15 protein-coding genes are annotated in these 13,497 nt (G+C 62.2%); 1 reads left to right on the top strand and 14 read right to left on the bottom strand.

Features of this window, described 5'->3' with window-relative positions:
- Window positions 1–124: 124 nt before the first annotated feature.
- From H147_RS0106835 to trpS, 13 genes are all read right to left on the bottom strand, one after another.
- The gene (locus tag H147_RS0106835) at window positions 125–742 is read right to left on the bottom strand and encodes an imm11 family protein (protein WP_019954610.1); all 618 of its coding nucleotides are present in this window, start codon (window positions 740–742) and stop codon (window positions 125–127) included.
- A gap of 325 nt (window positions 743–1,067) precedes the next feature.
- The gene (locus H147_RS0106830; protein WP_019954609.1) at window positions 1,068–1,880 is read right to left on the bottom strand and encodes a purine-nucleoside phosphorylase; all 813 of its coding nucleotides are present in this window, start codon (window positions 1,878–1,880) and stop codon (window positions 1,068–1,070) included.
- On the bottom strand, window positions 1,864–2,832 hold the full coding sequence (locus tag H147_RS0106825; protein WP_019954608.1) for an ABC transporter permease: 969 nt from the start codon (window positions 2,830–2,832) through the stop codon (window positions 1,864–1,866). The genes H147_RS0106830 and H147_RS0106825 overlap by 17 nt, the downstream gene beginning before the upstream one ends.
- The gene (locus tag H147_RS0106820) at window positions 2,833–3,255 is read right to left on the bottom strand and encodes a hypothetical protein (RefSeq protein ID WP_019954607.1); all 423 of its coding nucleotides are present in this window, start codon (window positions 3,253–3,255) and stop codon (window positions 2,833–2,835) included.
- Entirely contained in the window at window positions 3,252–4,346 is a 1,095-nt protein-coding gene (locus tag H147_RS0106815; RefSeq protein ID WP_019954606.1) for an ABC transporter permease, read from the bottom strand. The genes H147_RS0106820 and H147_RS0106815 overlap by 4 nt, the downstream gene beginning before the upstream one ends.
- Before the next feature lie 2 nt (window positions 4,347–4,348).
- Window positions 4,349–5,953 carry an ABC transporter ATP-binding protein gene (locus H147_RS0106810; RefSeq protein ID WP_019954605.1) on the bottom strand — a complete coding sequence of 535 codons (1,605 nt, stop codon included), beginning with the start codon at window positions 5,951–5,953 and terminating at the stop codon, window positions 4,349–4,351.
- Window positions 5,954–6,031: 78 nt separating this feature from the next.
- Window positions 6,032–7,027, bottom strand: coding sequence for a BMP family ABC transporter substrate-binding protein (locus tag H147_RS0106805; protein WP_019954604.1), 996 nt, complete (start codon window positions 7,025–7,027; stop codon window positions 6,032–6,034).
- Window positions 7,028–7,214: 187 nt separating this feature from the next.
- Window positions 7,215–7,634, bottom strand: a complete 420-nt coding sequence (locus tag H147_RS0106800; protein ID WP_019954603.1) for a GNAT family N-acetyltransferase — start codon at window positions 7,632–7,634, stop codon at window positions 7,215–7,217.
- Window positions 7,631–8,215 (bottom strand): tRNA (adenosine(37)-N6)-threonylcarbamoyltransferase complex dimerization subunit type 1 TsaB, encoded by a 585-nt coding sequence (gene tsaB / locus H147_RS0106795; RefSeq protein WP_019954602.1) that lies wholly within the window; start codon window positions 8,213–8,215, stop codon window positions 7,631–7,633. The genes H147_RS0106800 and tsaB overlap by 4 nt, the downstream gene beginning before the upstream one ends.
- Window positions 8,205–8,768, bottom strand: coding sequence for a NifU family protein (locus H147_RS0106790; RefSeq protein ID WP_019954601.1), 564 nt, complete (start codon window positions 8,766–8,768; stop codon window positions 8,205–8,207). The genes tsaB and H147_RS0106790 overlap by 11 nt, the downstream gene beginning before the upstream one ends.
- 87 nt (window positions 8,769–8,855) lie before the next feature.
- Complete coding sequence (locus tag H147_RS0106785; RefSeq protein ID WP_026352322.1) at window positions 8,856–9,311, bottom strand: universal stress protein; 456 nt, start codon at window positions 9,309–9,311, stop codon at window positions 8,856–8,858.
- A 192-nt stretch (window positions 9,312–9,503) separates the two neighbouring features.
- Complete coding sequence (locus tag H147_RS0106780) at window positions 9,504–9,998, bottom strand: VOC family protein (protein WP_026352321.1); 495 nt, start codon at window positions 9,996–9,998, stop codon at window positions 9,504–9,506.
- A gap of 93 nt (window positions 9,999–10,091) precedes the next feature.
- Window positions 10,092–11,108, bottom strand: coding sequence for a tryptophan--tRNA ligase (gene trpS, locus H147_RS0106775; protein ID WP_019954598.1), 1,017 nt, complete (start codon window positions 11,106–11,108; stop codon window positions 10,092–10,094).
- Between the two features lie 93 nt (window positions 11,109–11,201).
- Here trpS and H147_RS0106770 point away from each other — a divergent pair, with 93 nt between their 5' ends.
- Window positions 11,202–11,879, top strand: coding sequence for a rhomboid family intramembrane serine protease (locus H147_RS0106770; RefSeq protein WP_019954597.1), 678 nt, complete (start codon window positions 11,202–11,204; stop codon window positions 11,877–11,879).
- Between the two features lie 52 nt (window positions 11,880–11,931).
- Here the strand turns inward: H147_RS0106770 and murJ are convergent, their stop codons facing one another.
- Window positions 11,932–13,494: a murein biosynthesis integral membrane protein MurJ gene (gene murJ, locus H147_RS0106765; protein ID WP_026352320.1), complete on the bottom strand. Its 1,563-nt coding sequence runs from the start codon at window positions 13,492–13,494 to the stop codon at window positions 11,932–11,934.
- Between the last annotated feature and the right edge of the window lie 3 nt (window positions 13,495–13,497).

The raw sequence follows: 13,497 nt of genomic DNA, 5'->3' as shown, positions 1-13,497 counted from the left end.
CCTGTTCCTGAAGCCCGATGGCAAGCCTCGCGTAGATGATTGGCGACGCTGCGCAACCGGAGAAGGACGGTGCTCTGCCGCCTTTTGCTTCGCCATCGCAACCGCCGCCTTTTGGCGGTGAGACCTAACTCTGGACGATGCGGCACTTTCGCAGCCCCAATCGCCGCGTGAGCTTCGCTGCCTTCAGCGACTGAACAATCCTGTCGCTCAGAAACAGGACCTCCCACATTTGAGGGTCGAGGAACACGTCAACATCGGGGATGGCGGACCGTCGCACAGCAACATCGCCATCAATCTCCCCGCCCCCGAGTTTCCACCGGTGGGTCCCAAAACGAGGCAACTTTGGCGATTCCTCAGGAACGAAAACGCGGTGGGCTTCGCCGAAGCTCACGCAGCAATAGTCGCCTTCAATCAATGTTTTGCGGTCGTGCTGGAACAATCGCGTCGGATAGAAGGCGGTCTGACCCAAGTTGAAGCGATTGAAGACCTCTCGCATGGTCGACGACATGACCCAATGGCTACCTGCCGTAAAGAAATCAGGCAACTTTCCAAAGCGTTGGTCGTGAAACTTTCCATATAATTCCGTCGGGAAGCTTCCGGCTAGCCGTGACTCTCCTCGCCAATTTGCATCGATCCCGTCGATTGCGATATCTTTATTTGTCTCAAACAAGTTGGAAGTAAACATCTTGATCAACGACATATCATTCAAAGCGCGGCTTACCCACATAGCTTGTTCAGGCATTTGTCCGGTCTCCGATCGGTTTGGTTCTGGCAACGCTCTTGCTTGCCTGATTGAGACATTTGAAAGTGTGGTTTGCCACTACGTCAGACCTCCTCGCGTCAGGGACGCGAAGGGCCCAGAAGGATGACATGGCAAAGCTGCTCCAGAAGATCGGCTGCCTTGCGCGTGAAAGGCGCCAGCTTCCCCGAAAGCGCACAACGGTCAGGTTTCGGCCATAAAACGTGGTCCGGGCGTTCTGATCTGGGGTGTTCATCCGTCGGAATCCTCGGCTGAAGCCCGGCGCACGCAGCTTAACTCCGCACCAGATGAACAACCTGCCGAGATCTCACACTGTGGCCAGTCCGCGCAGATAGGCGCGCAGCACCGTTTCCAGCTTGGCGGCACCGATGGGGGCCATCGCCTTGGTGTGTTCGTGGCTGATTGCTTCGTCGCTTAATCCCGCTGCCATATTGGTGATGGTGGAAATCGCGGCGGATTTCAGACCAAGGAAACGGGCAAGGATCACCTCTGGCACGGTGGACATGCCCACGGCATCGGCCCCCAGCATCGCGATCGCGCGGATTTCGGCAGGGGTTTCGAACGACGGGCCGGAATACCAGGCGTAAATCCCGTCGGCCATCTCGGTGCCCGTGCTATCCGCCGCCGCGCGCAGGGCGGTGCGGATCGCGGGGTCATAGGCGTCCTTCATCGGGACAAAGCGCGCATCGGTGGGTTCCCCGATCAGCGGGTTCAGGCCCGAGAAATTGATGTGATCGTTGATGCACATGATCGACCCTGTGGGCATATCCGCCTGCATCGACCCTGCGGCATTGGTCGCGATCACCGCCTGCCCGCCAAGGGCGCGCAGCACCTCCAGCGGCAAGCGCATGACGTCGGGTACGCCCTTTTCATAGTAATGCGCGCGACCGCCGAAAACGGCGACACGCACGCCTTCCAGATCGCCGATCACCAGCTTGGGGTTGTGGCCCGACACGCCCGCATGGGGAAAGCCCGGCAGATCGTCATAGGTGATTGCCACGCCGTCCACGGCCTCGGCGATATGGCCTAGGCCGGAGCCGAGGATCAGGCCGAGCCGCACCGGCGCAGCGCCCGCGATCGCCCTGATCTGCGCGGCAAGCGCTTCAGCGTTCTTTGACATAGGGCGCGCCTCCTGCACGGGGGGGGATCGCCTTGCCGACGAAACCGGCCAGAATGATCACGGTCAGGATATAGGGCAGCACGTCGAGGAACTGGCCGTTGACGCGGAAGCCGATCACGCCTGTGATGATATCGGGGCGCAACGACAAGGCCTGCAGGAAGCCGAACAGCAGACAGGCATAAAGCGCATACCACGGCCGCCACTTGGCAAAGATCAGCGCCGCCAGCGCGATATAGCCGCGCCCCGCGCTCATGTCCTTGACGAAACCGGCCTGCAATGCCGTCGCCAGATAGGCCCCCGCGATGCCGCAGAGCACGCCGCAGATGCCGACAGCGGCAAAACGCAACCCCACCACCGACACGCCAGCAGTGTCGACAGCGGCAGGGTTTTCACCCACGGCGCGTAGGCGCAGGCCGAACCGCGTGCGATAAAGCAACCACCATGTCACCGGAACCGCCAAAAGCGCGACATAGACAAGGATCGTGTGCCCCGAAATCAGCTCATAATAAATCGGCCCAATCACGGGCACATCGCGGAGCGTTTCCGCAAAAGGCAGGGTGATCGGGTTGAACCGCCCGTCGCCGGACAGTTGCGGGGTGCGCCCGCCTTGCCGGAACCAGCTTTGCGCGACGACGACAGTCAGACCCGCAGCAAGAAAGTTGATCGCCACCCCTGAAATCAGCTGATTGCCCCGGAACGTGATCGACGCGAGCCCGTGGATGCCCGACAGGACCAGCGACGCGCCGATCCCCGCAAGCAGCCCCAGCCAGACATCGCCCGTGACCGCCGCGATCGCCGCCGACATGAAAGCTGCCGCCAGCATTTTCCCTTCCAGCCCGATATCAAAGATACCGGCCCGCTCTGAAAACAAACCGGCCAGACAGGCCAGCAAAAGCGGTGTTGCCAGACGCAGTGTTGCGTCCAGCATTTGCAGAAGGGTAGCGAAGTCCATTTAGGCAACAGCCTCCATCAGGAAAGGAAACAGCGCGAAGAAGCGGTCGGCGACTTCGGGGTTGCGGCGCAGGGCGGCCTCGGCCTCGGCCTGGGTGATGTCGTTCACCTGCGGCTTGTCGCGGCGCATGAAGAACTGCAAGCCCAGCATCGCGTCGAACCGGTCATCGGTGATGAACGGATCATGCGGGATGCGGCGCATCACGGCCTCGTTCGGGCGGAACACGTTGGCGCGGTTCTTGACCGCGAGCAACGCCACCAGATGCGGCGGCACGTCGCCACCGGGGGTTTGCGCGATCACATGGTGAATCCACTGGTGCAATTCGTCCATCGTGATCATGCCAAGCGCCAGACAACTCAGCACAAAGCCGAGGTCCGCGCCGGTGTCATCCTCGACACCGATCTTGAAAGGTCCTGCCATCATTGTTTTGCTCTCCTCATTGTCAGGAACAGCCGCTCGAGCGGCATGCGCACCATATTGTCCAGTGCGCCCGTGAACAGGATCACCAAAGCCTGTATAACGATGATCAGTTCACGTGGTATCGACGTCCATAGGGCGAGTTCTGCGCCGCCTTGATACAGGAAGCCGAAAAGAAGGGCCGCCAGCAATACCCCGAAAGGATGGCTGCGCCCCATCAGTGCGACGGCGATGCCGATAAAGCCCGCCCCCTCCACTGCGTTCAGGACCAGCCGTTCGGCCTCGCCCTGCACGTTGTTGATGGCCATCATGCCGGCCAAGCCGCCGGAAATGAGCATGGTGACCATGATAATCTTGGTCGGGCTGATGCCCGCATATTTCGCGGCTGATTCCGAATGACCGAAAGACCGCAGTTCATACCCCAGCCGGGTGCGCCAGATCAGCGCCCAAAGCGCGATACAGGCGCCGACCGCCACGAAAAAGGTGACATTGGCCGGTGCGCCACGGAAAAACGTCGTTTCGCCGAAATTGAACATGTCCTGAAATGACGGCAGGTGCGTTGCGGGCGGGAAAGTCGCGGTGGCCGGTTCCATCGACCCCGGCACCTTCAGCGCGCCGATCAGCAGGTAGTTGAGCAGCGCCGCCGCGATGAAGTTGAACATGATCGTGGTGATCACGATATGGCTGCCGCGTTTCGCTTGCAAAAAGGCGGGGATCGCCGCCCATGCCGCACCGAATGCCGCCGCCATCAGGCTGGCACCCAGCAGCGCGACCGTCCAATGCGGCCAAGGGATGTAAAGACAGGCCAGCGCCACGCCCAAGCCACCCAGCACGGCCTGACCTTCGCCGCCGATGTTGAACAGCCGCGCATGGAAGGCGATGGACACGGCAAGGCCCGTAAAGATGAAGTTGGTGGCGTAATACAGCGTGTAGCCCCAGCCATAGGTGGACCCCAGCGCACCCTCGACCATCAGCTTGAGCGCGGCCCACGGGTTTTCACCGATAGCAAGGATCACCAGCGCCGACAGCACCGCCGCCAGCAGGATCGAGATCAGCGGGATCAGGATCACATCGGCCCATTTCGGCATCACGTCCATGCTCAGGCCCCCTTGCCGGTGTCGCCGCCGGCATAGGCAAGGTTGTCGGCAACCGCCTGAAATGGACCACCTGCAGGCTCGGTCGTCATGCCAGCCATTAGCAGACCCAGTTCTTTCTCGTTCGTTTCTTGTGGCATCCGCTCGCCCATCATTTTTCCGTCGAACATAACGGCGATCCGGTCCGAAAGGGACAAAATTTCCTCCAACTCGACCGAAACCAGCAAGATTGCCTTGCCCTGATCCCTTAGTGCAACAATCTGCTGGTGGATGAACTCGATCGCGCCGATATCGACGCCGCGTGTGGGCTGGCCGATCAACAGCAGGTCGGGGTTGCGCTCGATCTCGCGGGCAAGGACGATTTTCTGCTGGTTGCCGCCGGAAAAGTTTTTCGCCGCTAGTTTCGGATCAGGCGGGCGCACGTCGAAACGGGCCATCTTGTCCTCGGTGTCCTTCAGGATCGCCTGGTTGTCCATAAACAGCTTCGAGCGTTGATAGCGCGCGTCATTGTGATAGCCAAAAGCGGTGTTTTCCCAAGCGTGGAAATCCATGATCAGCCCTTCGCGCTGGCGGTCCTCGGGGACATGGGCGATGCCGCGCGCGCGCCTGCTTTGCCCGTCAGACCGCGCGCCGGTCAGGTCAATGTCCTCGCCGTTCATCCGCACGCTGCCGGTGGCCTTTTCATAGCCGCCCAGCACCTCCAGCAATTCGGATTGCCCATTGCCTGCGACCCCGGCGATGCCCAGAATCTCGCCCGCATGCACATCGAAACTGACGCCTTTGACGCGGTGGACGCCCTTGGCGTCGGTGACGTTCAGGTCGCGCACTTCCAATATCTTGCGCCCGATTACCGGCGGTGTCTTGTCCACACGCAACAGCACCTTGCGCCCGACCATCAGTTCGGCCAGTTCCGCGGGGCTGGTTTCGGATGTCTTGACGGTCGCCGTCATCTCGCCCCGGCGCATCACGCTGACGGTGTCGGTGATATCCATGATTTCGCGCAGCTTATGCGTGATCAGGATGATCGTCTTGCCTTCGCGGCGCAGGTTTTCAAGGATGCGGAACAGATGGTCCGCCTCGGCGGGGGTCAGCACGCCGGTGGGTTCGTCCAGAATCAGGATGTCGGCCTGCCGGTACAAGGCTTTGAGGATCTCGACACGCTGCTGCATGCCGACGCCCACATCCTCGATCACCGCATCGGGATCGACGTTGAGTTCGTATTCCTCCGCCAGCGCCTTCAATTCGCGCCGCGCGCGCGCCAGAGAGGGGCGCAGCAACCCGCTGTCCTCGGCCCCGAGGATGATGTTTTCAAGGACGGTGAAATTCTCGACCAGCTTGAAATGCTGGAACACCATGCCGATGCCTGCGGCAATCGCGGCCTGGCTGTCGGTGATATTGGTCTTTTTGCCGGCGATGAAAATCTCGCCTTTGTCGGCCTTGTAGAAGCCGTAGAGGATCGACATCAGCGTCGATTTGCCCGCGCCATTTTCGCCGATGATCCCGTGGATCGTGCCGGGCATGACGCGGATGGAAATATCCTTGTTGGCCTGCACCGGGCCGAAAGCCTTGGAGATGCCTTTGAGTTCGATGGCGGGGGCTGTGGCGGTCATGCGGCACCTGTTTTTATGCAAAAAGGCCGCGCGGATGAATATCAGCGCGGCCCTGTCTGTTGTGGCCTGAGGGGCGTCTTAGAACGTCAGGGCAGGGCAGCTTTCGTCGGATGTGTAATCATGGACCATCAAGGTTCCGGCCGCGATTTCGGCGGCGGCGGCATCCACGGCGGCCTGCATGTCGGCTGTGATCAGGTCGGCGTTGAATTCATCCAGCGCATAACCCACACCTTCGTTCGCGATCCCCATGACGTTGAAGCCTGTTTCCAGCGCTTCGCCCTGGGTGAACGCCTCATAAACAGCATTGTCCACGCGCTTGAGCATCGAGGTCAGGACTTCGCCGGGGTGCAGGAAGTTCTGGTTGGCATCGACGCCGATCGACAGGATGTCGCTGTCGGCTGCGGTTTGCAGAACGCCCACCCCGGTGCCGCCAGCGGCAGCGAATACAACGTCAGACCCTTGGCTGATCTGCGCCAGCGTCAGTTCCGACCCGCGGACCGGATCGTTCCATGCGGCGGGTGTCGTGCCGGTCATGTTGGCGATGACGGTCGCATCGGGGTTCACGGCCTTGACGCCCTGGGCATAGCCGCAGCCGAACTTGCGGATCAGCGGGATGTCCATACCGCCGATAAAGGACACGGTGCCGGTCTCGGATGCCATCGCGGCCAGCATGCCGACCAGATAGGACCCTTCATGTTCGTTGAACACGACGGACCGGACGTTCGGTGCGTCCACGACCATGTCGATGATCGTAAAGCGGGTGTCTGGATAATCAGGTGCGATCCGTTCCAGCGCGCTGGCCCAAGCGAAACCGGCCATGACGATCGGGTTGGCGCCTGCCTCGGCAAAGCGGCGGATTGCCTGTTCGCGCTGCGCATCGGACTGGATTTCGACCTCGGCATAGGCGCCGCCGGTTTCTGTCGCCCAACGCTCGGCCCCGTTATAGGCGCTTTCGTTGAAGGATTTGTCGAACTTGCCACCCAGATCGAACAGGATCGCAGGATCGGCCATCGCGGCACCCGCCGTCAGCGCCAGCGCCGCCGAAGCGCCAAGAAATTTATGCATCATGGTCATTGTAGTCTCCCAAGTCGTTTGCGAAGTCCAACCGGCTGTCAGCCCGCGCCTTCTGTTGATTACCGAGCCGATCAGTGTCGGGCCATCGCAAGATAAGGCATGGCCGCGCGGCGAAGATCAACTGGTTTTTGTGCGAAAACGGGCATCTGTCACAGGATTGATCGCGCGTTTTGTGCCTGACGCGGCGTTATGGCGCGCTCAGCGCCTTGCGTAGCACAAGTGCCGCGACCGGTGCTGCATCTTTGGGCAGATAATATCCCGGCCGTCGGCCGATCTGGGCATAGCCCGCCTGCGCATAAAGGGCGCGCGCGGCCTGGTTGTCCTCGGCGACCTCTAGAAAGACCACGTTTGCGCCCGCCGCCTTTGCCGCCTGTTCGGCCTGCGCCAGTGTGGAGCGCGCCAGCCCTTTGCGGCGATACGCGGGGGCGGTGGCGACAGTCAGCACCTCGGCCTCGTCCAGCGTCACGCGCAGCAGGGCAAAGGCGCGGTCATCACCCGCAAGGATCGCACCCGGCTGGTTCAGAAGGTCGCGGAATTCCGTCGCTGACCATGTGCGCATGCTCGAAAAAGCCGCGGCGTGGAGCTTGGCCAGCGCCTCTGGCGTCATGGCAGGATCACAGGTGCTGCATCCCGCGCGGGGGCGGCATCGGCGGGGCGGACATAAAGCGGGGTAGGGCGGGGATTGTCCCCGCCGATCCGGCCTGCCGCGATCTGTGCCATGCAACCGATATGCGCTTCGGGGCTGTGTTCGGTCGACAGCGCCACGGCGCCCAAGGCCGCCGAAGCGACGAGGACCGGCGTGGCCGCGCGGTCGAAATCCATCAGATAAGCCTGATCGCGCGGCGCAGGCACTGCGACCTGCGCCCAACCGGACAGCTGCCGTGTCGTGTCGAACACCGACACACCCACCGCAGGCTTGCCCAGCCCCAAGGCCAGACCACGCGCCGCGCTGACCGAAATGCGGATACCCGTAAAATTGCCCGGCCCGGTGCCGACGCCGATTCCATCCAGATCGCGCCATCCCAGCCCTTCGGCGGCGAGCATTTCCTCCAGCATCGGCATCAGATGTTCGGCCTGTCCCTTGGCCATGTCATCGACGCGGGTGACGATACGGTCGCCCAACAGCAAAGCGGCGGCGCAATGCGCCGCCGATGTGTCGAATGCGATCAGTCTGGTGTCAGGCGGCAACTGGCCGCACCTCGATCACCTCGGGGATGTAGTGGCGCAGCAGGTTCTCGATGCCCATCTTCAGCGTCAGCGTAGAGGACGGGCAACCGGCGCAGGCGCCCTGCATATGCAGATAGACGATGCCACGGTCAAAGCCGTGGAAGGTGATGTCGCCGCCGTCCTGCGCCACCGCAGGGCGGACGCGGGTGTCCAGCAATTCCTTGATCTGGGTGACGATCTCGGCATCTTCGCCGCTGTGGTCTGCATGGCCGCTGACGGGTTTATGGTCGGCGGCCATGACTGATTGGCCCGACTGGTAATGTTCCATGATCGCGCCAAGGATGCCTGGCTTGATATGGTCCCATTCCACGTCATCGCTTTTCGTCACGGTCACGAAGTCGATCCCGAAGAACACACCCGACACGCCGCCGGTCGCAAAGATGCGCTGGGCGAGGGGCGAATTCTGTGCGGCTTCCACGCTCGGGAAATCGGCGGTGCCGACTTCGAGCACATTTTGGCCCGGCAAGAATTTCAGCGTCGCGGGATTAGGGGTCGATTCGGTCTGGATAAACATGGTGCGGACCTTCTGTGTCAGGCTACGAATATGCGCATCGGGGCGCGATCTGTCAAGGATTTGGAATGATTCTAAATTGCTCTGCCGTCACGTGATCGATTCGAGCCGTTCCTTGGACAGATCGCCCGGCACGATGGTGATCGGCACCGGCAGGCTGCCTGCCTGACGGCTGAGTTGCGTGACCAGCGGGCCGGGGCCCTTGTTGTCGCTGCCCGCGCCGAGCACCAGCACGCCGATTTCGGGGTCTTCGGTGATCTGGGCGATGATCTCGTCCAGCGGTTCGCCTTCGCGGATGATCAGTTCGGGGTGGACGTTCTGCTTGTCGCGCATCCATTTCGCGAAAACCTCGTAATGCACCTCAATCCGTTCGCGGGCTTCGGCGCGCATGATTTCTCCGACGCCGATCCAGTGGTTGAATTCATCGGGCGGGATCACCGACAGAATGGTCACACCGCCGCCCGACCGTGCAGCGCGCATCGCGGCGAACCGCATCGCGTTCAGACATTCGCGGCTGTCATCCAGCACCACCAGAAACTTGCGCATGTTCATTCTCCTGTTCGGGGGCATAGTGCAGCAGGACAATGGCACTGGCAACGGGCGGCTGCGTCGGCACCCGGTGCCGGGGAAACACCGGGTGCCTGCAAGACCGGGGCGCCAAAGGGGCGGGATGACACCGAGCCGGGGCAGAGCAGAGCGAATCCATGCCGCGCAATAGCAAGGTCCCATCGGCCCGATTCAATTTTGTGACAGCTTTGGCGCGAGAGCGATCAAGGCCTGCACGTCCAGCCTGTCATTGACCATACGCAGCGCGCCTGTCGCATCGCGCGGCCAGTCCGCCTGCGGCTTGTCGACGTAAAGCTCGACACCGTTCTTGTCCGGATCACGCAGATAGACCGCTTCGCTCACACCGTGATCAGCGGCACCGTCCAGCGGGATCCCTGCCGCCAGAACCCGCGCGATGGCGGCCCCCAACGACGCACGGTCAGGGTACAGGATCGCGGTGTGATAAAGGCCCGTATGTCCCGCGGGTGGGGGCGTGGCGCCAAGGCTTTCCCATGTGTTCAGCCCGATATGGTGGTGATAATCGCCCGCCGCCAGAAAGGCCGCACCTGCGCCATAGCGCTGCGTCACGTGAAATCCCAGAACATCGCCGTAAAAGGCAATTGCGCGGTCAAGGTCAGCGACGCGCAGATGCACGTGACCGATACGGGTGGTGGCGGGGGCGGACATGGCGGCGATCCTTTCAGCTATGCTATCAGGATAGGCATGTTCCGCCCTTTCGTCATCGGGCATACAAACAGGCCCCCTGTGCGCCTTTGCAGATCAGCCGCGCAGCAGGCCCACGATGTCATAGGTCCGCTGCAACACAGGTTCCGCGATGGCGCGCGCCTTGTCGGCCCCTTGCGCAAGGATGCGGTCGATCTCGGCGGGGTCGTCCATGAACCGCGCCATGTCTTGCGAAATCGGGGCCAGTTTCGCCACCGCCAGATCTGCCAGCGCAGGCTTGAACGTGCCCCAGCCGGCACCGGGATATTGCGCGATCACAGCCTCTGGCGTGGTGTCGTCGAGGGCTGCGTAGATTTCGACCAGATTGCGCGCCTCGGGGCGGGTTTTCAGCCCTTCGACGGTTTCGGGCAGGGGGGCGGGGTCTGTCTTTGCTTTCTTGAACTTCTTGGCGATCGTGTCGGCATCATCAAGCATGTTGATGCGTTCCATGTCGCTTTCGCCGGATTTCGACATCTTCTTGGTGCCGTCGCGCAGGTTCATCACGCGGGTGGCCGGCCCGTCGATGACAGGTTCGGTCAGCGGAAAGAAATCGACGCCGTAATCGTGGTTGAACTTGGCGGCGATGTCGCGCGTCAGTTCCACATGCTGTTTCTGGTCCTCGCCTACGGGCACATGGGTCGCATGATAGAGCAGGATGTCGGCGGCCATCAGCGACGGATAGGCATAGAGCCCGAGCGAGACCTTTTCCGCATTCGACCCCGCCTTGTCCTTGAACTGGGTCATGCGGTTCATCCAGCCCACGCGCGCGACGCAGTTGAAGATCCAGCCAAGCTCTGCATGGCCCGACACGCGGCTTTGGTTGAACAGGATGGATTTCGCAGGGTCGAGGCCAGCCGCCAGATAGCCCGCCGCAACCTCGCGCGTGCCGTGCGCCAGATCCTTGGGGTCCTGCCAGACGGTGATCGCGTGCAGATCGACGACGCAATAGATCGTTTCCATCGTGCCCTGCATGCCGACAAAGCGCTTGATCGCCCCCAGATAATTGCCCAGTTGCAGGCCGCCCGAGGGTTTGATCCCGGAAAAGACGCGCGGGGTGAAGGTCGGCTGTGTCATGGGGCAACGTCCGGGCTGGATTTCGGGGCAAGCGTCGCATACCCATGCCAGACAGACCCGTCAACTTCAACTGCCCGCAAAGGCCGCACACTGATGTCCGAAAAACCGATCAATGACCTGTCGCCCGTCGTCATCGGGCTTGCGCTGCTGATCGTGGGGGCCGAGGTGGTGTTCCAGCTGGCGAATGCGGGGCTGATCGGCGGGCCGCGCGGCCTTGGCTGGCGGATGGAGGCGGTGGGCCGGTTCGGGTTTTCCCCCGCCGTGCTGGACCGCGTGCTGGTGCAGGGCGATTGGTCGCCCGATATCCTGATGCGGTTTGTGACCTATCCTTTCATCAACGGCGAAATCGTGCAGATGGCGTTTTGTGCCGCACTGACGCTGGCCTTGGGCAAGTTCACGTCCGAATATTTCGGCGGGCTGAAGGTGCTGGTGATCTATCTGGCCTGCGCGATTGTGGGCGCGGTCGCCTTTGGTCTGCTGGTCGACGGCAATGCGCCGTTGCTGGGCGGCTTTACGCCTGTCTATGGCCTGATCGGGGCCTATACCTATGTGCTTTGGCTGCGGCTGGGGCAGGCGGGGCAGAACCAGCTGATGGCCTTCCGGCTGATCGGTTTCCTGCTGGCGCTGCAACTTGTGTTCGGGCTGATCTTCGGCGCGGGCCAGTCATGGATCGCGGAACTGGCGGGATTCGTGGCAGGTTTCGTGCTGGCCATTCCTTTGGCGCCGGGTGGCTGGGCTATTCTGCTCGCGCGGATGCGGGAGCGGTCGTAAATGACTTTTAGGCCTCCGGCGGGGATATTTGGGCTCGGAAGATGATCGAAGATCAGCGTTTCATCGCGCGGCGGAATTCGGCGAGTTTGAATGCGCCGATGACCTGACCTGTGCCGAAATAGGTCACGATGCCTGCCATGATCAGGACCAGCAGCGCCAGATAGCGCCATGTCGGGATGTCAAAGAACGGCGCCATCACGGCGGCGAGCGCGGCCAGCACCAGACCCATCACAGCCGAGGCCGCGATGATCCGCGGCAAGCGCAATTTGAACCTTGCGTCGAAATCGGCGGCGTCGCCCATGGTGCGGCTGCCGCGCCAGAGAAGCCAGACCATGGCCCAGCCCGTCAGGCTGGTGCCCCATGCGGCGGCGATGAAGCCGATAACAGGCGACAGCCCGATGGCAAGCGCGGCATTCAGTACCAGCGCCACAAGGGCGTAATAGAACGGGCGCTTGGTGTCTTCGCGCGCGAAGAACAAAGGTTGCAGCGTTTTCTGCATCACGAAGGCGGGCAGGCCGAGGCCGTAAACCGCAACCGCCAGCGCCGTGGTGGCGGTGTCGGCGGCGTCAAAGGCACCCCGTTCGAACAGCACGCCGACCAAGGGCAGGGCGATGACCATCAGCGCCACAGCCGCCGGGATCGTCAGGGCGAGCGAAACTTCGCAAGCGCGGTTGAACGCATCCTTGCCGCCTGCAAGGTCATTCGCGCGCAGGCGGCGTGACAGGTCCGGCAACAGCACGACGCCGATGGCGATGCCGACGACGCCGAGCGGTAGTTGATACAGTCGATCCGCGTAGTTCAGCCAGGCCACCGCCCCGTCGAAATAGCTGGCGACCTGACGGCCTACCAGCAGGTTGATCTGCACGACGCCACCTGCAAGTGCCGCGGGGGCTGCGATGATCGCCAGCCGTTTCAGCGCGGGCGTCCAGCGCGGTCTGCCGATCCGGAGCGCGAAGCCCGCGCGCTTGGCCGCCCACCAGACCATCGTCAATTGCCCGATCCCTGCCAGCGGCACCGCATAGGCCAGCCAGAGACCCATCCGTTCGGGATCGTCCATCGCGGGGCCGTTGCCCGTTGCCGCCGCGATCAGCAAGGCGACGACGAAGCCCGCGTTCAGGATCACGGGGGCAGCGGCGGCGGCGGTGAAACGGCCTGTCGCATTCAGCACGCCCGACAGAAGGGCCGTCAACGAGATGAACAGAATATAGGGAAAGGCGATCCGCCCGTAGTAGACTGCGAGATCGAACCGTTCCGACCCGATGAACCCGCTGGCCATGGCCGTGACAAGGGCCGGCATCGCCACGATCCCGATCACGGTGAAAACCGACAGGATCACCCACATCGCAAGATAGGCATCCTGCGCGAATTGATGCGCGCCGTCGTCCGCCTCGACCTTTTTGGCGAACATCGGCACGAAGGCCATGTTGAACGCGCCTTCGGCGAAGAACCGGCGAAAGAGGTTGGGCAGCGAGAAGGCGACCAGAAACGCCTCGGCGACCGGACCGGTGCCGAGATAGGCCGCGATGAAAATGTCGCGCACAAACCCCGCCACGCGGCTGAGCAGGGTCCAGAGCCCGACCGTGAAGAAACCGGACATCAGGCGAACCTGTTTCATGCC

It is taken from the genome of Yoonia vestfoldensis DSM 16212 (genome assembly GCF_000382265.1).
Lineage (GTDB): Bacteria > Pseudomonadota > Alphaproteobacteria > Rhodobacterales > Rhodobacteraceae > Yoonia > Yoonia vestfoldensis.
The sequence above is the reverse complement of the archived record's forward strand: the minus strand, read 5'-3'. Positions and strand labels throughout refer to the sequence as shown.

Coding starts and splice junctions, on each gene's coding strand:
- H147_RS0106835 (WP_019954610.1), bottom strand. CDS start 742: ATGCCTGAACAAGCTATGTGGGTAAGCCGCGCTTTGAATGATATGTCG.
- H147_RS0106830 (WP_019954609.1), bottom strand. CDS start 1,880: ATGTCAAAGAACGCTGAAGCGCTTGCCGCGCAGATCAGGGCGATCGCG.
- H147_RS0106825 (WP_019954608.1), bottom strand. CDS start 2,832: ATGGACTTCGCTACCCTTCTGCAAATGCTGGACGCAACACTGCGTCTG.
- H147_RS0106820 (WP_019954607.1), bottom strand. CDS start 3,255: ATGATGGCAGGACCTTTCAAGATCGGTGTCGAGGATGACACCGGCGCG.
- H147_RS0106815 (WP_019954606.1), bottom strand. CDS start 4,346: ATGGACGTGATGCCGAAATGGGCCGATGTGATCCTGATCCCGCTGATC.
- H147_RS0106810 (WP_019954605.1), bottom strand. CDS start 5,953: ATGACCGCCACAGCCCCCGCCATCGAACTCAAAGGCATCTCCAAGGCT.
- H147_RS0106805 (WP_019954604.1), bottom strand. CDS start 7,027: ATGACCATGATGCATAAATTTCTTGGCGCTTCGGCGGCGCTGGCGCTG.
- H147_RS0106800 (WP_019954603.1), bottom strand. CDS start 7,634: ATGACGCCAGAGGCGCTGGCCAAGCTCCACGCCGCGGCTTTTTCGAGC.
- H147_RS0106790 (WP_019954601.1), bottom strand. CDS start 8,768: ATGTTTATCCAGACCGAATCGACCCCTAATCCCGCGACGCTGAAATTC.
- H147_RS0106785 (WP_026352322.1), bottom strand. CDS start 9,311: ATGCGCAAGTTTCTGGTGGTGCTGGATGACAGCCGCGAATGTCTGAAC.
- H147_RS0106780 (WP_026352321.1), bottom strand. CDS start 9,998: ATGTCCGCCCCCGCCACCACCCGTATCGGTCACGTGCATCTGCGCGTC.
- trpS (WP_019954598.1), bottom strand. CDS start 11,108: ATGACACAGCCGACCTTCACCCCGCGCGTCTTTTCCGGGATCAAACCC.
- H147_RS0106770 (WP_019954597.1), top strand. CDS start 11,202: ATGTCCGAAAAACCGATCAATGACCTGTCGCCCGTCGTCATCGGGCTT.
- murJ (WP_026352320.1), bottom strand. CDS start 13,494: ATGAAACAGGTTCGCCTGATGTCCGGTTTCTTCACGGTCGGGCTCTGG.